This is a genomic window from Erythrobacter sp. (genome assembly GCF_036351135.1).
Lineage (GTDB): Bacteria > Pseudomonadota > Alphaproteobacteria > Sphingomonadales > Sphingomonadaceae > Erythrobacter.
On the sequence record NZ_JAZBON010000033.1, the window covers coordinates 1 to 20,563 of the forward strand.

Here is a 20,563-nt window from a genome sequence, read left to right on the forward strand (position 1 = left end):
AGCCTTATCGCCATCCGGGGAAAGCCGCATACGGTGGTCAGCGACAATGGCACCGAACTGACCTCGTCAGCCATCCTGCGCTGGTCGCAGGAGCGGCGGGGCGAGTGGCACTACATCGCGCCGGGCAAGCCGATGCAGAACGGCTTCGTCGAGAGCTTCAATGGTCGCCTGCGGGACGAATGCCTCAACGAGACCCTGTTCACCTCACTGGCCCATGCCCGGTTCGTGCTCGCCGCGTGGCAGCACGATTACAATACGGTCAGGCCGCACTCGAAACTGGGCGGGAAGACCCCCGCCGAGATCGCCGGCCAACGTGTCTGGGGGCATGCCCCCAGACACGTTGCCATCCCATCAAACAACCATCATGAAGGAGCCAGACTCAACCTCTGACTGGTAACAATCAGGGGAGCACGTCAGGGGCTCCTGCGCGGATTGCAGCAGCGAAGCGGATCGGATGAAGTGAGTACTTAGCATATTCTGGATCTATCAATCGCGACCGCCATCCAGTCAGTACGTACGACAAGCTATGTATATGCAACGTTGGGTTAGTCTCTTCGTCAGGGCCAACCGCCAGCGAACCCTAAATGACCAAGACTTTCCTGGACCACATATCTTTCGTACACCGTACATCGTAAAGGCGCCCCAAACGGCAGCTTTAGGGATTGTTGATCGATATTCGGAATGTCCGAATTTGGGGCGCAAAGCGGTCACTAGCCAATTGTCGGTTCAATCGCCGACGTAGTCACCCCACTGCCTTTGCTCAGGCAGCCGTTTCCGATCTTCGACAAACTCCTTCATCGCCTCACCCGCGCGCGAGGCGCCCGGCCGATATGAGCGGTCTTCAAGTTTCATCTTGTAACGTTCGGGCATTGCATCGTTGATGATGTCGAACATGCGCTGCTCCCAGTGCCATTCTTCGAGATGGCACTCCTTCATTTTCTCGCTGCGAGCGTTGCGGTATTTGCCAGCGAAGTAGCTCACCTCCTCCTGCGCCTCGACCCGGCGAGCGATGGCCTTCTCGTAGTGTACCTTCTGCTCTTTTGTTTGAGGCCCGACGATACGAACACCGCCGGTATGAGGGTCGATGATAATGTCATCGGGATGCGGGATAGGCTCGGGAGTAGGAAGACCGAGCCGATCGCACCGCTCAATTTCGTCGGACCAACTCTTCTTGTAGTCGAGCGCATTGCCCATGAGCTCGAACCGCGCCTCGGCATCCCGCTGCTCAAGACCAGTGACGAGTTCTGCCATCGTTTTCTGTGCGAACCGGTTGCCCTTCATGGCAGCCACACCCATCGCGCGGAACACTGCCTGGATTGCGGGAAGCTCGATTAGTTGCCCGTCCTCGCGAAGGGTTACTGGACGATAGGCCTCACGGCGCAAGAACTCCTCGGCTGCGCGCATCCCGTGGCCGGTGTTGACCTTGGGTTTGTTGGTAGAGCCTTGGGTTCGCCCCTTCGGATTGCCGGACTGCCCCTTCTTGAATTGGTGTTCGACCGGAGGCTTGCCGTAGCCGACTCTATAGGGGACGACGTTGTTCGCAATTTCTGGGTTACCCTGCTCGTCCTCGCGTTCGGGCTGGCTCATTCCGCAGCCTCCAGGTCAAGACCAAGGCGCTCGTCGGCCACTTCTTCATACGATGCTCCCTTAGCATCGAGCCGCGCCTTCTTGCCGGTATAGTTCTCCCACCTTCTGATGATCGTATCGCAGTAGATCGGATCGTATTCGATCAACCGCGCCTTGCGGCCGGTCTTCTGCGCAGCGATGAGCGTGCTGCCCGATCCTCCGAACCCGTCGATCACGACCTCGCCGCGGCGCGAGCAGTCTCGTAGCGCGTCAGCGATCAGCGCGACCGGCTTGACCGTGGGATGCATCGCCAGCTCATCGGAGCGCGCAGAGCTGATTGAGGATATCCCGGCATAGTCCCAGACATTGGTGCGATAGCGCCCGGTCTCGCCCAGTCCGAAACTGTTGGTGTGCGGCGCAGTGCCCTGCTTGAACACGAAGATGAGTTCGTGCTTCGAACGGTAGAACGCGCCCATCCCGCCATTGGTCTTGTTCCACACCACGAGGTTCTTGAGCTCGGTGAAACTGGTCTCACCCACCTCGACCAGCTCGCCGATGTGGCGCCAGTCCATGCACACATAGGCGATAGCCCCATCGCGCATGACGTCCGCCATATTGCCAAGCGTTGATTTGAGGAACGCCACGAAACGTGCCCGGTCCATCTCACCGCTGGCAAAGGCGAACTCGCGATGTCTGACTGCACCAAGTCCGCAGACATTCCCATCGATAGCGACATTATAGGGCGGATCCGTGAACACGATGTCGGCGCGCTCGCCCGCCATCAGCCGGTCGAGGTCTGGCTGCTGCTGGGTGTCACCGCACAGCACGCGGTGGTTGCCCAAAATCCAGAGATCGCCTCGCCGGGATACGGCATCGCCTTCCATCACGGGAACCAGGTCCTCAGCAGTATCAGTGCCATCCGGGTTGGATTCTCCGGCCTCGTCCAGAACCAGATCGACCTCGGCCAAGCTGAACCCGGTCAGCTCGGTATCGAACTCAAGATCAACGAGAGCCTGCAGCTCGATCGCCAGCAATTCCTTGTCCCACCCTGCACTGAGCGCAAGCTTGTTGTCTGCAAGCACATAGGCGCGCCGCTCGGTCTCAGAGAGATGCGAGAGGGCCAGTGTCGGAACGAACCTTAAACCAAGCGTCTTCGCGGCCTCGACGCGTCCGTGACCGGCGATAATCTCGCCTTCGTCTGAGACGAGTACTGGATTTGTAAACCCGAACCGCTCGATCGAGCGCGCGATTTGCGCGATTTGTTTCTTGGAGTGAGTGCGAGCGTTACGCGCGTAGGGGCGCAGCTCTGTAATCTTTCTTTCAACAATCTGGCTCGTCGACATTGGCTGGTCCATGTTAAGCGCCCCGAATCGTGGTGGCCGATAACGTACTACTGAACTGAACGCTTGCATTTGTCAATCGTAGCAGTATCAGAGCGTTCAATCGGATGAACGGGAGAGAACCATGTCATTCGCAACCAGACTGCATGAACTGCGCGTCGCCAAGCGGCTCTCGCTGCAGCAGGTTGCCGACGAGGTCGGCATTTCGAAGGCGCATGTCTGGAACCTCGAAAAGGGTCAGGCGGACAATCCATCGATGGAACTGGTCGTCAAGCTCGCAGACCTTTTTCGCGTCCGCGTCGCCGATCTCGTCGGCGAGAACCCTGACGCTGCTGACGAAGATCCAGAGATGGTTGCGATGTTCCGCGACCTTAAAGGTCTCGGGGAGGATGACCGCGAAATCATCAAGGGACTCATGGAGCAGCTTAGGAACAGGCGCGGCAAGAAACAGTGAAGATCAGTCGGCTTGATCTCGACGGTGTCGGTTCGCCGCGAAGACTGGCCGAACGCATCCACGAGACCGAGGACCTGTCATCCGCTGTTCCAATTGATGCCTTGTGCGAAGCGCTCGACATCCAGTCGATACGCGAGGTCGAAACGACCGCGTTCGAAGCCGCGCTTATCACCGATCAGCTCAGGTCAGAAGGTCACATCCTCATCAGCGAGCGAAGTCCCCGGCGCCGCAAACGCTTCTCGACCGCCCATGAGCTCGGACATTTTCTCATTGAAGCGCATCAGCCGCCTGCAGATGGGCGGATAGAATGCACGCTGGGTGATCTGCACATGCTGGATCCGCGCGCCAGGGACCGAAGGCGGCGCATGGAGAGCGAGGCGAATTTGTTCGCTGCAGATCTTTTGATGCCGCCGAAAAAGATCAGAATGATCATTGGGCAATCCGGTGTATCGCTCGAAAGCTTGATCGCGATTGCTCACGAATTCGACGTCAGCAAAGAAGCCTTGGCTCGCGCTTTTGTCGCAGCGCACCGCGAACCGGTCGCGGTCATCCTTTCCAGAAACCATCGAGTCGAACGATTCTATCGCCACGACGACTTTCCGTATCTGCCAATAGCCAGCGGCAAGCCCCTCCCGCTGGAAGCAATCGCAGTTGAGCCGCCGCGACCAGGCGAAACTTCAGACACCGAAGAAGTCGATCCCGAAACTTGGGTCAGCGAGCGCGACGTAGAGCGAACGCTTCTTCTGACCGAGCAGGTCATCGGCCAGCGCAATGGCTACGCCATGACACTCCTGCAGGCGGATCTCGACGACGAAGGTTGAACTCGAGAGCCCGTTCCCTGTTTCGCAATTTGGGCGTCCCTGCTCGCGGCTCCTACTTCCCTGCTAAAGGCAATCGAATTCCCTGCTCGGCGCTTAGGGAATTTGTTTTGGGAAATGACTGTTTCTTAGGGGTTTCAGAGGGCTCGCCTAAGCTGAAAAAGTGCCAGGAACTTCAATTTCCCTGTAGATTCCCTGCAAAACAGGGAAAACGGTCAGAGCACGGTTCGCTTCGGACTGCGTCGCGCACCAAACAGTCCTTGTCTCCCTGCCCTTCTCCGGATCAAAGGAGGGGGCCACCATTCCGTTTATCGCCCTTCTGCTAGCCCATCGGGACGGCAGCTTCGCGATCATTCTGGCCGCGATCGTCGGTCTGGGTTCGACGATACGGGTATGTATTTTCCTGACCCGGTCGATCGTCGCCGACCTCGGCGAGATCGAGTGGCGGGAGAGCGGTCATCGGCAAACCGCTTCGGTCTTCGCGCTGCTTACGCTGACGACCAAGCTCGGTCCGGCGCTTGCCGTGCTCGTTGCCTTCACCGATTATAATGCGCTCAGTTTCGATCCGGTGGCGGGGGCGGCCGATCCCGGCATCGCCTTCGCAATCGCATTGCTGACCTTCGGGGTGCCGATCCTCGGACATCTGATCGTCGCCAATCGGCTGGCCAAGCATCCCGACGATCGAGCGCGGCTCGCCGCACTGTCCTTGCCCGCAATATCGTCAGCCACATGAGAATATAAGATGCCGACCCCTGGATCGAGCTATTCGAAGAGCGCTCGAAAAATGGCGTTGCTTCGACCGCGCGCAGCCGGAACGCCGCTGTTGTACGAGAATGGCGAGCGCGCGAAGGTGGCTGCGCGCGACATCCTGCGGCCTTCTCTAAATAAGACTATCCGCTCAGCATCTCTCTTAGCTCTGAACGAAGAAACCGGAGTAGATCGGAAATCCTCGGGTTGCCCAGATAAGCCCGGGGATAGACCGCGACGAGCGTTATCGAGGGTGGACGATGATCCGCCATCACCAGTTCGAGCGCACCGGTTGCCAGTTCATTTGCCACCCGGACCTTCGGAAGTACCGCCAGACCAAGTCCAGCCACCACGAATTGCCGCATCGCGGTGCCGCTGTTGAAGCGCGCGCTCAATTCGACATCGGTAGTCAGCTTGGTTTCGCCCCACTGAAATTCCCATTTGGTCGGCACCCAGTCGTGGACCGATGGCTGGAACATATAGCCCAGACATTTGTGATGCCGCAGGTCTTCCGGACGCTCCGGCCGTCCTGCGCGATGCAGATATTCGGGTGAGCCATAAAGACCGCACTCGACAACCGCGATCTCTTCGACCTTCAGCTTTGCATGAATGATCCGGCGAAAATGAATGGCGATATCGAAGCCGCGCTCAAGCGGGTCGACAAGATCGTTGCCGATCGAAAGGCTGATGTCGGCGTTCGGATTTGCCTTGCAATAGGCCGACAAGGCCCTGGCGACTTCAGTCGCGCCGACATCGGTGCTGCTGGCGATGCGCAGCGGCTGAATTGCCGATGCCTGCTGATCAGTGGCTTTTTCCAGGGTTGCAAGATGTGCGGTGGTCGCACGGAACTCGCCGTAGATACGGCGTCCGGCCGAGGTCGCTGAGACTTTGCGCGTCGAACGAATGAGAAGAGGTTCGCCGACCAGGCGCTCCAACTGCGCAAGCCGCTCCGAGACGGTCGATTTGGATATGTTCAGCGAGCGCGCGGCGTGCGACAGGCTGCCTGTCTCTACAATTCTTACAAATGCCTCAAGACATTTGAACCTATCCATCGCATTGTCCTGCAATCCCGAACGGTTGGTTCTGCATATCGCACTATTCCGACGCTCCACAAGCATATTACTGTGTGATGACAGGATGGAGGTGGACGATGCGCGGATATAGCAGGCTACAACTCGCCGCAGGAACGGCCCTGGCCGGCTTCCTCGTTGGCACCCCGGGCGAGGCTCATGCGCAGGTCTCGGGGAATGTCGACGCCGAGAAAACCGACGAGGCCGAGCAAACCGCCAACGACATCGTCGTAACCGCGCGCCGCCGCGAGGAAACGCTTCAGGATGTGCCTCTCGCCGTGACCGCCTTCTCTTCAGAGGCGCTGTTCGACGCTCAGATCGAAAACCTCGTCGATTTGAGCGGCAAGGTGCCCAACCTCAACATCTCCTTCATCACTTCGACCACGACCGCGATCATCTATCTGCGCGGTGCAGGGCAGGATGATACCAATCCGCCATCCGAACAGCCGATCACGATCTATCTCGACGATGTGCCCTATCTGAAGGCGCCGGGCGCGGTGTTCGACCTCATCGCGCTTGAAAGCGTCGAGGTGCTCCGGGGGCCGCAGGGCACGCTCTACGGCCGCAACGCGACGGGCGGCGCGATCAAGCTGCTGACCCGCCGGCCCGACCTGGACGAAGCGACCGGGATCGCCCGAATAACGGTCGGATCGTTCGGGCAGGTGGACTTCGCAGGATCGTTCTCTGCTCCGCTGTCCGACACGTTCGCCGTGCGGGTCGACGGCGTCTCGCGGTCGAGCGACGGGTTCATCCGCGATGCCTTCGCCGACGAAGATCCGACGCGGCCCGACCGCTACAACGCGATCGACACGAACACCGCGCGTATCGCGGCCCTGTGGCAACCGACCGACAGGCTCGAGATTTACGCGGCTGCTGACTATACCGAGAACAATCCCGGCCCGTTCACCGCGACCCCTGCGGCAACGACCACGCTTGAAGACAACTTCGTCGATGGCGAATTTGTCGACAGCCCGGACCTGTTCGGCGACCCCTTCCTCGCCGCGCCGACCCTCTTCGGCGAAAGCGCCTTCACCGGATATGGCGGCACACTGCAGGCGCGCTACGATTTCGACACGTTCGATGTGCGGGCGATCTTCGGCTATCGCGGCTTTCAGCAGGACGACAGTTTTGACACCGATGGCGGGCCGAGCATCGGCACGTTCGAAGGCGAACCTTTCACGCGAACCGGGAACGGCTTCGATTTCGTCCGGGATTGGGAGCACGACGCCTACACTTTGGAATTGCGGGCTGCATCGGCGGGCAGTGGAAAATTGAACTGGGTCGGCGGGCTGTTTCTGCTGCGCGAGGAGAACGTCGCGACCTCTGTTCTCGGCCGCTTCACCGATCCCGCCAATCTCGACAATCCCAGCGCCACCGCGCAGGATCAGGACCAGACAACGGACAGTATCGCGGTGTTCGGCGAGGTTTCGTACCGCCCGATCGACCGGCTCGAACTGACCGCCGGGCTTCGCTACACGCATGACGAGAAGGAACTGACCGTCGAGCAATACGGGGCGTTCGACCTGCCGCTGTTCTTCGGCACCTTCTTTCCGCCCTTCGGTCCGCTGGAGGCCGACGAGAGCTTCGACCGCTTCACACCGCGCTTCATCGCCGACTTCGAGGTCACCGACGACATCTCGGTCTATGCAAGCTATTCGCAGGGCTTCCAGGCCGGGGCCTTCCAGGGTTTTCAGCTAACCGCGGCCAACGCGGTCGTCCCGATCGAGGAAACCGTGGTCCATTCCTACGAAGTCGGGCTGCGCAGTTCCTGGCTGAACGACCGGCTCGTCTTCAACGTCACCGCATTCCAGGCGGACTACAACGAATTGCCAACCACGCAGTTCGAATCCGCCTCGGGCTTTCTCGAAGCGCGTACGTTCGACGCTACGATACGCGGTCTCGAATTCGATATCTTCGCCGAACCGCTCGACGGATTCACGCTCACCGCAGCCTTCGCGCTGACACAGGACGAGACGCCGATCGACGATCCCGAAACGATTGCACCTTCGATGATTCCCGGGGTGATCGAGAACGAGCTGAAATACGTGTCGCCCTTCAATGGTTTCTTCAGCGCACAATACGAGCATAGGCTCCCCGGGACCGCAGGCAGCGTCAACGCGATCGCGAACCTGACGGTGCAGGACGAATTTTTCACGACCACGGTGAACAATCCCTTCTCCTTCGAAGACGGATATGCGCTGCTTGGCGCGCAGATCGAATACGAAACCTTCGACGAAGCGTGGACGGCGGCGGTCGGCGTTCGCAACCTGACCGATGAGATCTACGAGTCGCGCGCCTCAATCGGTGGCGGCGGCGGCCGCTTCTATGGCGCGCCGCGAACCTGGTACGCGACCGTCCAGTACGAGTTCTGAAGCGCCGGCCGAGGCGGGCGAGACAAGTATGGCAAGCGCCGCGATCGAACGGGAGGCTCCACGCTACCCCCCCGCCCGTGCGGGGTGGTCGCTGGTCGCGCTGCTCACCCTCGCATACGTTTTCAGTTTCATCGATCGCTACATTCTGGGCTTGTTGATCGAGCCCATCAAAGCCGATCTCGGCATGACCGACGCACAGATCGGCTGGGTATTGGGACCCGCCTTTGCGATCTTCTATGCGACAATGGGCTTGCCGCTCGGCTGGCTCGTCGATCGCAAGCGCCGGACCCTGATCGTGGCCGCGGGTATCTTCGTGTGGTCCTTCGCCACCGCGATTTCCGGCCTGGCACGCAGCTTTTTGCACCTCTTTCTGGCGCGCATGGCCGTCGGCGTCGGAGAGGCGACGCTCAGCCCGGCGGCGATGTCGATGATCTCCGACAGCTTCCCTCCCGAGCGCCGCAGCAAGCCCATTGCAGTCTATGTCGCGGCGCTTTCGCTCGGCGCGGGGATCGCCTCGCTAATCGGCAGCGCGGTTCTGACCTGGGCGAAGACCGCAGGCACGATCGAAGTGCCGCTGGTGGGACCCGTACTGCCCTGGCAGCTGACCTTTTTCATCGTCGGACTGCCCGGGATAGCGCTTGCCGCCATCTTCCTCTTCGTCCGCGAGCCCGTCCGGCGCCGGGCGAGCGAGGACGAAGCGCGTGCGGGGGTGACGGGCAACGGGATCGGCGATGCGTTGTCCTATGTGCGCCGCAATGCCGGCGTCTATGGCGGTTTCATCTCGCTCGCCTGCGTGATGGCCATTGTCGCTTACGGACAGAGCTTTCTCGCGCCCGTATTCGAGCGCACCCATGGCTGGCCACCGGAGAAATATGCCTTCGTCAACGCGATTGTGCTGTTGTCCGCGGGGCCGGGGTCGGTGTTCCTAAGCGGCGTCATATCGGATCGCATGGCGCAGGCGGGGCGCAAGGATGCGCCGATCCATATGCTGGTCGCCGGCTATATCGCCATGCTTCCCACCGCCATCATTCCGATGTTCGTTGCCTCGCCCGAACTCGCCTTCGTGTTTCTCTTCTTCAACACGGCCGCGGTCGGCGTCGTTTCCGCCATGGCGGTCACCGCGCTGCTCGCCATTACCCCATCGGCAATCCGCGGGCAGCTGACCGCCTTTTACTACATGTCGATCAGCATGACCGGCCTGTTCCTGGGTCCGCCTACCGTCGGTTATCTCTCGACGCATGTCTTCGGCGAGGCGGACCTTCGCTACGCCTACGCCGCGACCTGCGCGATCTACGCGCTCGTCCCCACGCTTTTCATTGGCCCGACGCTGCGCGCTTATCGCCGGCAACTCGCCCGCGTCGCCTGACCTGTGCCGCCTCTATCTTCGGAAGGAACCAAGCGTGCCCGCCTACATGATCATCCTGTGCAAACTGCATGAGCGCGAGAAATTCATCTCCGGCTACGGGAAAGCAGTCCCGCCTTTGGTCGCAAAATATGGCGGCGAATATGTCGTCGTCGCGCCGGGAGCCGAGCTGCTCGAGGGCAATCTGGAGGGATACGGATCGGTCGCGGTCTCGAAATGGCCGAACAAGGCCGCCGCGCGCAGGTTCTGGGACTCCGCCGACTACGCCGAGGCCAAGAAACTCCGGGAAGGCTTGGCGGACGCCGAAGTCCTGCTGGTCGAAGCGCCCTGACATGAAGCGCCCCACGGTGCGGCGCGCATATCTAAGACCCCTGAGAGGATCCGCATCCATGCAAGATATCTTCCTGCCCGAAAGCTCCCCGGACGAAGCACTCGTCGGTCCGCTCCATACCGTCACCTACGCGACCGCCGATCCCGGCTTGATGGAGCGGATACTGGGCGAAGCCTACGATCTGACCGGCTCGGGTTGGTCCGATCTGGACGAGGCCACGGCGCGCTATCTCGGCTTCCCGGCAGGGCACGAGCCGCGGATGAACGTATTCGAACGCCGGGGCGAAGCTGCAAATGTGGCGGTTCGCGTCATTCACCAGCCTGCCGACAGCGATCCGGTCAGGCCTGAATATTCCGGTCTGTACCCGGGCGGCGCGACGCTCAGCTTTCCGATGCAAGACCTACTGGCGCACGAAGAACGGATGAACGCGGTTGGCGTGCACTCGACGATCGGCGTCAAGGAAATGGATTTCACCAGCCCGGGTGGCGAGGTCTACACCTCGGCAGAGATCGTCTACAAGGCGCCCGACAACGCCTTCCTCATGGGGGTGAAACGGCCCGATATCTTCGTGCCGACCGGCCCGATCGATCCGGCCACCGGCACGGGCGGACCATCCTATTCCGCGCGGTGCCTTGTCCATGCCGATGCGACGCTGGCGTTCTTCCGCGACATTCTCGGCTTCGAAGTTCGGCGCGATGTCATTTTCGAAGTCGGCGAAAAGTCGGCCCTGCTGATGCCACAAGGCACGAAAGAACGCTTCATCCAGTGTTTCGCGCCGGGTTCGCAAACGGGCTATCTCGTGCTGATGGATCATCACGAGGCAACCCGCGCCGAGCCGCCGGCCGGCTATGGGCCGCCCAGTCGCGGCATCGTCATGTGGTCCTTCGCAACGGAGCGGTTCGACGAGGTCGCGGCCCGCATCGGCGATAGCGGCGCGACCGTCTTGCAGGAGGAAGCCGAGCGCGGCCTTCCGGGCCGGCCCGAGGTGCGCTGCCTTATCGTCGAGGATCCCGAAGGCTTTCCCATCGAGATTTTCGAAGCGCGCTGATATCTGTACGATGACGATTTCAGTCTGAGACATCCCCGATATGACATCTGAGTATTTTGCGCGCAGCCTCGAATTGCTCGAGCGGTTCGTCGCGTTCGACACGACGTCCCGCAACAGCAACCTCGAAGCGATCGCCTGGATCGAGACCTATCTGGAGAGCCTCGGGATCGAGGCGCGTAGAATCGAAAACACCGACGGGACAAAGGCCAACCTCGTCGCCACGATCGGACCGGACGCGCCGGGAGGGATTATCCTGTCGGGCCATAGCGATGTCGTCCCTGTCGACGGGCAGCGATGGTTGAGCGATCCGTGGATGCTGACCGAGCGAGAGGGACGGCTCTACGGTCGCGGGACGAGCGATATGAAAGGCTTCCTTTCCCTTGTTCTCGGTCATGCCGCCCTCTTTCAGCGGGGCTCGCGGCCCGTTCACCTGGCGATCAGCTATGACGAGGAAGTGGGATGTCAGGGGGCGCCCGCGATGATCGAGCTCCTGCGCAAGGATTTGGCCAACCCGGCCGCTGCGATCATCGGCGAGCCCTCCATGATGGAGGTCATCGACGGCCATAAGGGCATCGCCGTATACGAGGTCGAAGTGCGCGGCGTGGCGGCGCACAGCTCGCTCCCCGAACTTGGCGTGTCGGCCAACATGGCTGCGATCAAACTCCTTTCGGCCCTGGACGAACTGGCCGAGGCGCTCGCGCGCACCGGTGAGGCCGAAGACGTTAGCGACAATGGATTTTCGCCGCCCTATCCGACGCTCACCGTGGGCATCATCGAGGGCGGCACGGCGGCCAATATCCTGGCCGAACGGGCGACGTTCACCTTCGACCTGCGGGTTCCGCCCGGTAGCCCTGCGGCCGAAATACTCCGGCCCTTCGTCGCTCTGTGCGACAGGTTGGACGCCGATCTCAAGGCGCGCCATCCTCAGGCAGGCGTAACGATGACGCGCATCGCCGACGCGCCGGCTTTGTCGCCCGCCGGCAACGAAGACGCCGCCGCGCTCGTGCGCCGTCTCGTGCGTACCAATGCGCCGCCGTCGAAAGTGTCATACGCGGCCGAAGCGGGGCAGTTCAGCGAGGCGGGTTTCTCGACCGTCATCTGCGGACCGGGCTCGATCGAGCAGGCGCACCAGCCCGACGAATTCATCGCACGTTCTCAGCTGGAGGCGGGCGCGCTGTTCATGCAGGCATTGGCGGATGAGCTGCGATGATGGCTGCCAACGCCCACTTCGCATCCGCTATTCTCGCCGAGGAGAAATGCAAGCCGCATGTCGGCGTGGTCGATCGCGACTGGATCTGCGAGGCGGTGCGACTGATCGAAGCCGATTTTCATCGCTCCGCCGACACCCATTTGCTGAGACTGCCCATTGCCAGCCTCGAGGGCATCGACATCTATCTCAAGGACGAGTCCACCCATCCCACCGGAAGCCTCAAGCACCGACTGGCGCGCTCGCTCTTCCTCTACGGGCTCTGCAACGGAAAGATCGCCCGCGACACCCGCATCGTCGAGGCGTCGTCGGGCTCCACCGCCATATCCGAAGCCTATTTCGCCCGGTTGCTTGCGCTTCCTTTCACGGCCGTCGTACCGGACGCGACCAGCAAGGAGAAAATTGGCGAGATCGAGCATTTTGGCGGCACCTGCGAATACGTGCCGAGCGCACAGATCTACGACCGGGCGGAGCAGATCGCGCGCGAATGTGACGGCTATTACATGGATCAATTCACGCTTGCCGAACGGGCGACAGACTGGCGCGGGAACAACAACATAGCCGAAAGCCTGTTCGAACAGATGCGCTGCGAACCGCATCCGATCCCCCGATGGGTCGTCGTCGGTGCCGGCACGGGCGGGACGTCCGCGACCATCGGACGCTTCATCAGGTATCGACCCCATTTGGCGTCCCAAACCAGCTTGTGTGTCGCCGATCCCGAAGGTTCGGTCTTTCTTGAAAGCTTCCGCGATCCTCGGGGCGTTCCTCGATGCTGTCTCCCCTCGAGGCTCGAAGGCGTCGGGCGTCCCCGGCACGAGCCGTCCTTCGTGCCCAGCGTCGTCGACCGCATGATGCGCGTGGCCGACGCGGCCAGCATCGCGACGGCGCATTGGGTCTCGGACCGGCTCGGCAAGAAGGTGGGAGGTTCGACCGGTCTCAATGTCTTCGCGACCCTGAAACTGGCTCACGAAATGCGCGGGCGAGGCGAGCGCGGCAGCCTCGCGACGCTGATATGCGATAGCGGCGATCGTTATCAGCAGACGATCTTCGACGAAAGCTGGCTGCGAAAGGAGAAGCTGGACCTTTCCGAGACGGCGCAATTTCTGGAGAGCCTTTGACTGGCGGGTTTCCACGTCCGCCGCCGGATATCGTCAAACCGGGGTAGCGGCCTTGCGAGATCAGGCGCTGCGCCGCCCTGGCGGGAAGGCACGGCCTCATGGCCCGGTCTCAAGCGGCTTAAAAGACATCCTTTGCGATTTGCGACAAGCTATACTGCGAGTGAAAGAGCCTTGAATTGGGGCGACACCGAGCTGCTCGGCGATTGAGCAGCGTCATCCGCCCCCTCCACGCGCCATTTTCGATGCTGGATGGAAGGAGGGGCTTATGGATAGGTGTAGACGTGCCGACAGTGCGAGCGCCCAAAGCATTACGCAGAGATACGATCCGCGATCGCAGCGCTGGGACGGCGAGGCGCGACAGGTGTCCAGCGAGCCCCTCACGCGATGCTGCGCCAAACCGTTCGGCCCGCTTTGACGGCCCGCAATGCTGCTCCTCGATCAGGTCGTCCGAAACCGCGCAGCATGGCAACTTCCCGGAGACCAGCGAATTCCCAGCGCCCCCGACCTGCGAGCAGCGCTGATCTCCTGCCCGGCGCGCTACGCGCTCGATCCCGATGTCGTGCAGTTCACACGCGACCTCGTTCTGTCCAAGCCCGATCTTCTCGCTGCCAGCGTCGATATCCAGCGCGTGCCCGCACCGCAGCTGTGCATCGAATGGACCGAGGAACCCTGTGAACCGGATCCACCCGTCCGGTTCGGTCTTTTCGTGAAAGTCGCACAGAATGGACAATTGGGCGAGAAGATCGTCGTTTACGAGGTCCACGACCATGAGCCGGAAATATCGCCGGCCCCGTTCGCCTTCGACTTCGACACGATATTAAAAGGCGCCCAGACCGGTGCGCGGTTCGGCATGTCCCACGACAGGTTGCCGCTGGATAATTTCTTCGCGCATGTAACGGCTGTCATCGATCCCCAGTGAGCGGCCCGTTGGATCGCTGTCGGCGGCGAGGAACGGCTGGCCCGCGAAAAGCGTAAGCTGGCGCAATCGCTGTGGTTGGCGCTGCCGATGCTGTTTTCGTTCCTGCTCATTCTCACCACACAGGCCTAGATCGAAACCCGCGAGATCGAAAGCCGCAATTCAGTCCAGCGGCGCACGAAGAGGAGAAGACCGGTCCGGCTCGATTACAAAGAGGTGCGATTGCAGCTCTTCGACAGTGGTAGTGCGCAATTACATCCTGTCGACCGCGCTGCGAACAGCCGCAAGCGATCCAGACTGCATCACGTGCGTGGCCACTTCGCTCGCCGCGGCGACGCACTCTACTGGCGAAAACCGCATCTGCGCGGAAAAGGGTTCGGAGACTTTTGCCACCTGATGAGGCGCGTATCCCTCGGATCGGATTAGAGGCTTTTTCACTGCTGGTGGCAAGCCGTCGTTGCGCCTGTCGATCAGGCCACGCCAATGATGGCGAGGGCACCCCTCATGTTAGGCTGTGAAGGCAACCGCACTACCCCTGCCGCGATGGGCCCGGAATTGCTTCGCAGGTTAAAATTCCCCTCGCGAGACGTGCAGAATTGAGACAGGCGCGTCAAAGCTGTCAGCAACGGTTAAAAAAGCGTTAGCTAAATCCTCAGACGTCGCTACATGCGGCGCAGCTTACGGGGGCAATGGCCGCGAATCTTCGGATACGCGGTATGGGGCGTCAACTCGTAGGTCTTTGCAACCTGAACGAATTGGGGAATTAAGATCATGAAAAAGTTTTGTCTCGTCGCAGCCGCGGCACCTGTCGCTCTGCTCGCTACCGGCGCCAATGCCGCTGAAACCACGTCGGAAGATCTCGACATCAGCGCGACCGTTCTGCCCGAGTGCAGCCTCGCCGACCTGACGCCGGTCGATTTCGGCACGCTCGCCATCAACACCGCCGCGGGCCCCGATGCCCTGCTGCTCACCGGCACGCGTCAGGACAGCGGCCAGCAGGCATGGACCAGCTGCAACTATGCGGCCAACATCACCATCGAAGGCCAGCCGATGGAAAACCAGGACCAGGAAAACACCGGTCCCGATGCGAACGACTTCACCGATGAGCTGAACTACCGCATCACGTGGCGTTCGGACAACGGCAACGACTTCCTGCAGGCGAACCTGCGGACAGTCGAAGCCACCACGGTGACTCGCGCTCAGAACGGCGCGTTCCATAACAACGCGATCATCAACACCGCGCTGGTTACCGAAGACAACCCGCTGCGTCCGCTGTCCGGCACCTACACCGCGACCGCGACGCTTACGCTCGGCGCCATCTAAGCCGACAGGGTTTCAAGCCTCAAAGGCTTGATCAGACAAAGGCGGAGGGGGAAGGGATGCCTTCCCCCTCCTCCCGTCATACCTTGTGCGCGGCCACCACACGACTTGCCGATGGGGCGGCAGGCCTGTGTTAACCCGGTGGCTGTAATGGCCATCGCTTCGTGCGCCGGGCCGGGGAGGGGCTTTCGATGAACTGTTTGCATAGACTATTCGCTGCCCTGCTCGCTTTCGGCATGGCATTGGGCGTGCCCACAGGCGCGAGCGCATCACGCGTGTCGCCGATGATTCTCGAACTCGAGCCGCAGGGCCGGGCCTCGATCGCGCGCGTTGACCTCGTCAACGATGGCCTGCGCGACATACCCTACGAAGTGCAGATGATGCGCGGGGTCATCTCTCCCGAAGGGCAGCTGGAACTGACACCCGCCGACGAGGAATTCGTCGTCTTCCCAGCGCAAACCATCGTTGAGTCTAATTCGCAGCAGGTCTTTCGCATCCAATATGTCGGCGAAGGCGCGCGGGACAAATCCGAAGTCTTCTACATGGCCATCCGGCAGATCCCGGTCGAATTCGATCCGGGCGTGAACCAGATCCAGATGGTCGTGAACTACAATGTGCTGGTAAACGTCGTTCCCGAGGGCGCGCAGCCCGAGCCGGTCGTTCTGTCCGCGCAGATGGGCAGCCGGATGATCCCCGGCGCCCCGGACGCCGAAAATCCGACCGCCGAACCCGAGCCGGTCGAGCAGCGCGGGATCACGGTCGATATCGGCAATAACGGCAATCGCTTCTATCTCGCCGGTCTCGCCGACTGGTCGATTTCCGGCACCACCGTTTCGGGCCAGCCGTTCGAGCGCAATTTCCGCGGCGACGAGGCATCGCGCCTGATCGGCGTGGGCGTCGTCGCGCCCGGAGCCAATCGCATATTCTTCCTGCCCACCGACGACGAGCTCGTCGATGACAGCCTCAAGATCGATATCGATCCCTAGAATTGCGATGGAGGGGGCTCACAGATCACTGCCGAGGAGGACGCTGGCACAAGCGGCGCTCTGTGCGGCCCTGCTGCCGACCGCCGAGGGCGCCGCGCGCGATGGTCCCGTTCCGGGCGCGCTCGTAGCCAGCGCGGCGGCGCAGGACAGCGGCGCCGACGCCGATGCGCGGCTGCTGACCTTTACGGTGCCGCTGATCTACGGTCAGCGGGCGCTGGGCGACGTCATCATCGAAACGCAGGGCATGCAGGCAGTGCGGGTGGAGACGCAGACGCTCTACCAGGAATTGTCGCTATTGCTGAACGATGCTGGCGCCGCTTCCCTGACGCAGGCGATCGCCGGGGAAGCTTTCGTGCCGCTCGATCGGCTCGCCCTGGCCGGATTCGATGTTAGGTTCGACCGGCGCCGTCTTGCTTTGGTGGTCGGCACGATCCCGGGAGAATTCCGCCCGGTCCAGTCGCTAGGCCGTCCGGTTCGCGAAAGCAATATTCCCAACCTCCCCATTCTCGAGCCCGAGCCATTCAGCTCCTACCTCAACCTCAATCTCAACCTCGATTACGAGAACGAGACGGATTTCGAAAATCCCGAGCTGTTCCTGACCGGGGCGACGCGCGTCGGCGACGTCGTGGTCGAATATGACGGCGCGTTCAGCGGGCAGTTCGAAGAGGATTACCGCTTTTTCCGCCGCGGCGTTCGCGCGGTGTACGACCAGCCCGAGGAACAGCGCCGCTTTTCCGCGGGCGATCTGCGCGCCGCTACGCTCCCGATCCTGCGCACCCCGTTTCTCGGCGGCGTCGCGGTCGAGAAGGGGCGGCGCATCTTCGATCCCTTCCTGCCCGTCGCGCGGCTAGGTGCCCGGGAGATTTTCCTCGACAACCAGTCCAACGTCGAAGTCCTGCTGAACGGCGAAATCTACCAGACGTTTCAGCTCGAACCGGGGCGCTACGATCTTTCCGATCTGCCGGTGCAGGTCGGCGCGAACGACATCCAGTTGATCGTGAACGATTCCGCCGGCCGTCGGCAGGTCGTGGACTTCAATTTCTTCTTCGAACCGCTCGACCTCGTCCCGGGCGAAGAGGAATATTCGCTCGCCATCGGAGCCATCGCGCAAAATCTTACCTTCGAGCCCGACTATTCCGACGAGATCGGCGTCTCGGCCTTCTACCGCCGGGCATTCTCGGAAAATCTCGTGTTCGGAGGCGGAACGCAGCTTTCTGAAAACCTGCAGGTGGGCGCGTTGACGGCTTCGATCGTACCGCAATTCATTCCCGGCGCCTTCGACCTGGAGGGCGCCTTCAGCACCGGCCCCGCCGGCACGGGCTATGCGTTTCGCGGCAATTACCGGTTTCGCAGCGGCAGCACCTTCACCGACAGTCGCCAGCTCTCGATCAATGTCGACTATGAAAGCGAAGGCTACCAGACGCTCTCCGACCTCGTGCCGGTCGCCTTCGATCTGCTGTCGGTCAGCGCAAATTACACGCAAGGGATCGACGATAGGACCTTCCTCAATGCGGGCGCGATCTACACTACCGTGGGCGGCCGATCGCAGGACAACTTCACCGTCTTTACCGATGTCGTCCACCGGTTGAATGACCGGCTGCGGCTGACGGGCGGGGTCGAATACGGGACCAGCCCGTTCTTCGATGATGATTTCGGGGTCCGCATCGGCATCGCCTATGCCCTTGGCGGGAACACCCGCGCCAATCTCGACTATCGCAGCCGCGCTGAATTGCTCCGCGCGACGGTCTCGAAGGGCGCGCAGGACCAGGTTGGCAGCTTCGGATACGACCTCGGCTTCACCGATGCGCGCGGCCAGGTCAGTTCGGATGCGAACGTCACCTATATTGGCAATCGCTTCGAGGGACGGGTGCTCGCGCAGACGATCGGACAGGGGATCGATTCGATCTTCGATCGCCAGACCGTGCGCATGCAGCTGGGCACCTCGCTGGCCTATACGGGCGGGTATTTCGGCGTCGGCAGACCGATCAACGACAGCTTCGCGGTGCTGAAACCCGATCCGGCGATCGGCGATGTCGAGGTTATTTCCGGACACAATCTCTTCGACAATCGCTACGATGCGCGCAGCGGCACGCTGGGCGCGGCCGTGCAGGGCGACATCATTTCCTATGCCGGGCAGAGCATCCAATACGATGTCGCCGGCACCGAGGCGGGCATCGATATCGGCGACGGCATCTTCCAGGTCGATCCGCCCTATCGCTCTGGCTACGCGGTCACGGTCGGCTCCGCCTATTTCATCAGCGCGACCGGCTTCCTCAAACGCGGCGCCGAGCCGTTCGGCCTTTCCAGCGGGCTCGTTCGCTCACCGGGCGACGAGGCGTTCGAGCCGCAGCCCTTCTTCACCAATTCGGCAGGGCGTTTCGCGATCATCGGGCTGGCCCCGGGCGGCCGCTACGAGGTGACGCTGAGCAGCGGCGAGCGCTTCGCATTCGTCGTCCCGGAAGAGACCACGAACCTTTATCGTTTGGGCGATATAGTGATAGACGATGCTTCGACGGAGTAGGACAATGAACGCATTTCGGCTCGGCTCGCACACGATCCTTGGCGCGGCTTTAATCGCCGGCGCAGCGACGTCGGCCTGGGCGGCGACCTGCGAGCCGGAATTCGTACGGTCGGCGCAGACCATTTCGCTCACCGCCAGCGAAGTTGGCGACAATATCCGCGTCGAGGCGAACGAACAGCTTCGGGTGCGCAACACGGCCGGGGGCGAATGCAACGCCTTCCTGCGCCTGGCCCGGCTTTCGACCTCGAACCCCGATCCGGCGCGGGCATTTGTCGTCGCCAGTGGCGGACAATTGCTCGACATCCTGCCATCGGACGTCTCGGCCGCTTCTTCGTCGAGCGATCTGTTCGTGCCCGGCATTCCGGGCGGCGGCTCCAGCAGCCGCGCAATCCCGCTGCGATTCAGCTTTCCGGCGCAATGGGGCATCGCCAGCGGCGCGAGTTCGGAGACGCTGCTCGTCCAGCTAATCGACGAAACCGGCGGCGTCTTCGACGAGCTGGTCCTGACCGTCAATCTCAACGTCTTGCCGACCGTCGAGATGCGGATCGTCGGCGCGACGGGCAGCGATCGGATCGCGCGCATCGATCTCGGCGCGCTTAATCCGCGGATCGTCAATCGCTCCGATCCGTTCGGGCTGCGCGTGTGGAGCACCTCGCCCTATACGGTGACCTTCGCGTCGAGCAATGCCGGCGCGCTCGCGCATACGGTCGCGGCCGATCGCATCGATTACGAGATGCGCGCTGCGGGGCGCAGGGTCGATCTGTCCGGAGGAAGCCCGAGTGCATTCGGGCGCAGGACCGACGGGCTCGGCGATTTTCACCCGCTCGAGATCTCGGTTCCGCCCTTCGTTTCCCAGGCGGGCGATTACAGCGACCGGGTCACCGTCACCGTTTCCGCAGGGTGATCACACCGGCGTCATCGCGAAGCTGACCGCCAGCGGCGCCACCAGCTCTTCGCCCGACACACTCACTGATACCGCGCCATGGCGCGCGCCCTGCCGAAACTGCACGGGCGACAGGCCGCCCGGCTGCAGCGCGATGTTTCGCCCGTCATAGTTCACGCTTGCACCCTCGCTATCGCCCAGCTGCCGATGCGTCGCGATGACCTGAAATCCGCGATTGGTGTTGCAGCTTTCGAAAAAGGTCGCGGATGCCGCCGCGCGCGCCGCATCGACTTCGATCGGCGAGGAGGTGAGCGAGCAGAGCGGCGGGATCCGCACCGAAATGCGCATCGAACTTTGCGCCTTCTCGTTCGCCATGGCCGGCTGCGTCGCCGCTGCTGCGGCAGTTGTGGCCGCGATGATCGCCAAATGTCGTGCTCGCATCGTATGCTCCTGAGTTGTTTCAGGACCTAACGGCGATGTGCTAACTTATCGTTTCGCACCCT

20 protein-coding genes are annotated in these 20,563 nt (G+C 61.8%); 15 read left to right on the forward strand and 5 right to left on the reverse strand.

Going from position 1 to position 20,563, the window contains the following annotated elements; translation table 11 throughout:
* Positions 1 to 390: integrase core domain-containing protein (locus V2I30_RS12835; protein ID WP_330662570.1), on the forward strand; the 390-nt coding region annotated here is incomplete at its 5' end.
* Between the two features lie 336 nt (positions 391 to 726).
* On the opposite strand, the gene V2I30_RS12840 is transcribed toward V2I30_RS12835, so the two are convergent.
* Both V2I30_RS12840 and V2I30_RS12845 read right to left on the reverse strand, forming a co-directional pair.
* Positions 727 to 1,587: a DUF5681 domain-containing protein gene (locus V2I30_RS12840; RefSeq protein ID WP_330662571.1), complete on the reverse strand. Its 861-nt coding sequence runs from the start codon at positions 1,585 to 1,587 to the stop codon at positions 727 to 729.
* On the reverse strand, positions 1,584 to 2,978 hold the full coding sequence (locus V2I30_RS12845) for a site-specific DNA-methyltransferase (RefSeq protein WP_330662572.1): 1,395 nt from the start codon (positions 2,976 to 2,978) through the stop codon (positions 1,584 to 1,586). Before V2I30_RS12845 ends, V2I30_RS12840 begins: the two co-directional genes overlap by 4 nt.
* Positions 2,979 to 3,030: 52 nt before the next feature.
* On the opposite strand from V2I30_RS12845, the gene V2I30_RS12850 reads away from it, so the two are divergent.
* Positions 3,031 to 3,360, forward strand: a complete 330-nt coding sequence (locus V2I30_RS12850; RefSeq protein WP_330662573.1) for a helix-turn-helix domain-containing protein — start codon at positions 3,031 to 3,033, stop codon at positions 3,358 to 3,360.
* A complete protein-coding gene (locus V2I30_RS12855; RefSeq protein WP_330662574.1) occupies positions 3,357 to 4,181 on the forward strand; it encodes an ImmA/IrrE family metallo-endopeptidase in 825 nt (274 codons plus the stop codon). Before V2I30_RS12850 ends, V2I30_RS12855 begins: the two co-directional genes overlap by 4 nt.
* Positions 4,182 to 4,500: 319 nt before the next feature.
* Here the strand turns inward: V2I30_RS12855 and V2I30_RS14930 are convergent, their stop codons facing one another.
* The gene (locus V2I30_RS14930) at positions 4,501 to 4,638 is read right to left on the reverse strand and encodes a hypothetical protein (protein WP_442896937.1); all 138 of its coding nucleotides are present in this window, start codon (positions 4,636 to 4,638) and stop codon (positions 4,501 to 4,503) included.
* A 63-nt stretch (positions 4,639 to 4,701) separates the two neighbouring features.
* Between V2I30_RS14930 and V2I30_RS14935 the strand changes: the two genes are divergently transcribed.
* The gene (locus tag V2I30_RS14935; RefSeq protein WP_442896938.1) at positions 4,702 to 4,911 is read left to right on the forward strand and encodes a hypothetical protein; all 210 of its coding nucleotides are present in this window, start codon (positions 4,702 to 4,704) and stop codon (positions 4,909 to 4,911) included.
* Positions 4,912 to 5,068: 157 nt separating this feature from the next.
* Here the strand turns inward: V2I30_RS14935 and V2I30_RS12865 are convergent, their stop codons facing one another.
* Complete coding sequence (locus V2I30_RS12865; protein WP_330662575.1) at positions 5,069 to 5,977, reverse strand: LysR family transcriptional regulator; 909 nt, start codon at positions 5,975 to 5,977, stop codon at positions 5,069 to 5,071.
* A 98-nt stretch (positions 5,978 to 6,075) separates the two neighbouring features.
* Here V2I30_RS12865 and V2I30_RS12870 point away from each other — a divergent pair, with 98 nt between their 5' ends.
* The 11 genes from V2I30_RS12870 (at position 6,076) to V2I30_RS12920 (ending at position 20,081) form a co-directional block, all read left to right on the forward strand.
* The gene (locus V2I30_RS12870; RefSeq protein WP_330662576.1) at positions 6,076 to 8,367 is read left to right on the forward strand and encodes a TonB-dependent receptor; all 2,292 of its coding nucleotides are present in this window, start codon (positions 6,076 to 6,078) and stop codon (positions 8,365 to 8,367) included.
* A 28-nt stretch (positions 8,368 to 8,395) separates the two neighbouring features.
* Positions 8,396 to 9,733 (forward strand): MFS transporter, encoded by a 1,338-nt coding sequence (locus V2I30_RS12875; protein ID WP_330662577.1) that lies wholly within the window; start codon positions 8,396 to 8,398, stop codon positions 9,731 to 9,733.
* 34 nt (positions 9,734 to 9,767) lie between these two features.
* Positions 9,768 to 10,061, forward strand: a complete 294-nt coding sequence (locus V2I30_RS12880) for a DUF1330 domain-containing protein (protein WP_330662578.1) — start codon at positions 9,768 to 9,770, stop codon at positions 10,059 to 10,061.
* A 58-nt stretch (positions 10,062 to 10,119) separates the two neighbouring features.
* A complete protein-coding gene (locus V2I30_RS12885; RefSeq protein WP_330662579.1) occupies positions 10,120 to 11,109 on the forward strand; it encodes a VOC family protein in 990 nt (329 codons plus the stop codon).
* 40 nt (positions 11,110 to 11,149) lie between these two features.
* Positions 11,150 to 12,319, forward strand: a complete 1,170-nt coding sequence (gene argE / locus V2I30_RS12890; RefSeq protein ID WP_330662580.1) for an acetylornithine deacetylase — start codon at positions 11,150 to 11,152, stop codon at positions 12,317 to 12,319.
* Positions 12,319 to 13,434: a PLP-dependent cysteine synthase family protein gene (locus tag V2I30_RS12895; protein ID WP_330662581.1), complete on the forward strand. Its 1,116-nt coding sequence runs from the start codon at positions 12,319 to 12,321 to the stop codon at positions 13,432 to 13,434. The genes argE and V2I30_RS12895 overlap by 1 nt, the downstream gene beginning before the upstream one ends.
* A 424-nt stretch (positions 13,435 to 13,858) precedes the next feature.
* Complete coding sequence (locus V2I30_RS12900) at positions 13,859 to 14,353, forward strand: hypothetical protein (protein ID WP_330662582.1); 495 nt, start codon at positions 13,859 to 13,861, stop codon at positions 14,351 to 14,353.
* Between the two features lie 768 nt (positions 14,354 to 15,121).
* Positions 15,122 to 15,673 (forward strand): hypothetical protein, encoded by a 552-nt coding sequence (locus V2I30_RS12905; protein ID WP_330662583.1) that lies wholly within the window; start codon positions 15,122 to 15,124, stop codon positions 15,671 to 15,673.
* 188 nt (positions 15,674 to 15,861) lie between these two features.
* Positions 15,862 to 16,656 (forward strand): fimbria/pilus periplasmic chaperone, encoded by a 795-nt coding sequence (locus V2I30_RS12910; protein ID WP_330662584.1) that lies wholly within the window; start codon positions 15,862 to 15,864, stop codon positions 16,654 to 16,656.
* Between the two features lie 7 nt (positions 16,657 to 16,663).
* Complete coding sequence (locus V2I30_RS12915; RefSeq protein WP_330662585.1) at positions 16,664 to 19,177, forward strand: fimbria/pilus outer membrane usher protein; 2,514 nt, start codon at positions 16,664 to 16,666, stop codon at positions 19,175 to 19,177.
* Positions 19,178 to 19,181: 4 nt separating this feature from the next.
* Positions 19,182 to 20,081, forward strand: coding sequence for a hypothetical protein (locus V2I30_RS12920; RefSeq protein ID WP_330662586.1), 900 nt, complete (start codon positions 19,182 to 19,184; stop codon positions 20,079 to 20,081).
* Here the strand turns inward: V2I30_RS12920 and V2I30_RS12925 are convergent, their stop codons facing one another.
* Positions 20,082 to 20,501: a hypothetical protein gene (locus V2I30_RS12925; protein WP_330662587.1), complete on the reverse strand. Its 420-nt coding sequence runs from the start codon at positions 20,499 to 20,501 to the stop codon at positions 20,082 to 20,084.
* Between the last annotated feature and the right edge of the window lie 62 nt (positions 20,502 to 20,563).

Coding starts and splice junctions, on each gene's coding strand:
- V2I30_RS12920 (WP_330662586.1), top strand. CDS start 19,182: ATGAACGCATTTCGGCTCGGCTCGCACACGATCCTTGGCGCGGCTTTA.
- V2I30_RS12845 (WP_330662572.1), bottom strand. CDS start 2,978: ATGCAAGCGTTCAGTTCAGTAGTACGTTATCGGCCACCACGATTCGGG.
- V2I30_RS12925 (WP_330662587.1), bottom strand. CDS start 20,501: ATGCGAGCACGACATTTGGCGATCATCGCGGCCACAACTGCCGCAGCA.
- V2I30_RS12840 (WP_330662571.1), bottom strand. CDS start 1,587: ATGAGCCAGCCCGAACGCGAGGACGAGCAGGGTAACCCAGAAATTGCG.
- V2I30_RS12905 (WP_330662583.1), top strand. CDS start 15,122: ATGAAAAAGTTTTGTCTCGTCGCAGCCGCGGCACCTGTCGCTCTGCTC.
- V2I30_RS12870 (WP_330662576.1), top strand. CDS start 6,076: ATGCGCGGATATAGCAGGCTACAACTCGCCGCAGGAACGGCCCTGGCC.
- V2I30_RS12885 (WP_330662579.1), top strand. CDS start 10,120: ATGCAAGATATCTTCCTGCCCGAAAGCTCCCCGGACGAAGCACTCGTC.
- V2I30_RS12875 (WP_330662577.1), top strand. CDS start 8,396: ATGGCAAGCGCCGCGATCGAACGGGAGGCTCCACGCTACCCCCCCGCC.
- V2I30_RS12910 (WP_330662584.1), top strand. CDS start 15,862: ATGAACTGTTTGCATAGACTATTCGCTGCCCTGCTCGCTTTCGGCATG.
- V2I30_RS12915 (WP_330662585.1), top strand. CDS start 16,664: ATGGAGGGGGCTCACAGATCACTGCCGAGGAGGACGCTGGCACAAGCG.
- V2I30_RS12850 (WP_330662573.1), top strand. CDS start 3,031: ATGTCATTCGCAACCAGACTGCATGAACTGCGCGTCGCCAAGCGGCTC.
- V2I30_RS12895 (WP_330662581.1), top strand. CDS start 12,319: ATGGCTGCCAACGCCCACTTCGCATCCGCTATTCTCGCCGAGGAGAAA.
- argE (WP_330662580.1), top strand. CDS start 11,150: ATGACATCTGAGTATTTTGCGCGCAGCCTCGAATTGCTCGAGCGGTTC.
- V2I30_RS12900 (WP_330662582.1), top strand. CDS start 13,859: ATGCTGCTCCTCGATCAGGTCGTCCGAAACCGCGCAGCATGGCAACTT.
- V2I30_RS14930 (WP_442896937.1), bottom strand. CDS start 4,638: ATGACCGCTCTCCCGCCACTCGATCTCGCCGAGGTCGGCGACGATCGA.
- V2I30_RS12865 (WP_330662575.1), bottom strand. CDS start 5,977: ATGGATAGGTTCAAATGTCTTGAGGCATTTGTAAGAATTGTAGAGACA.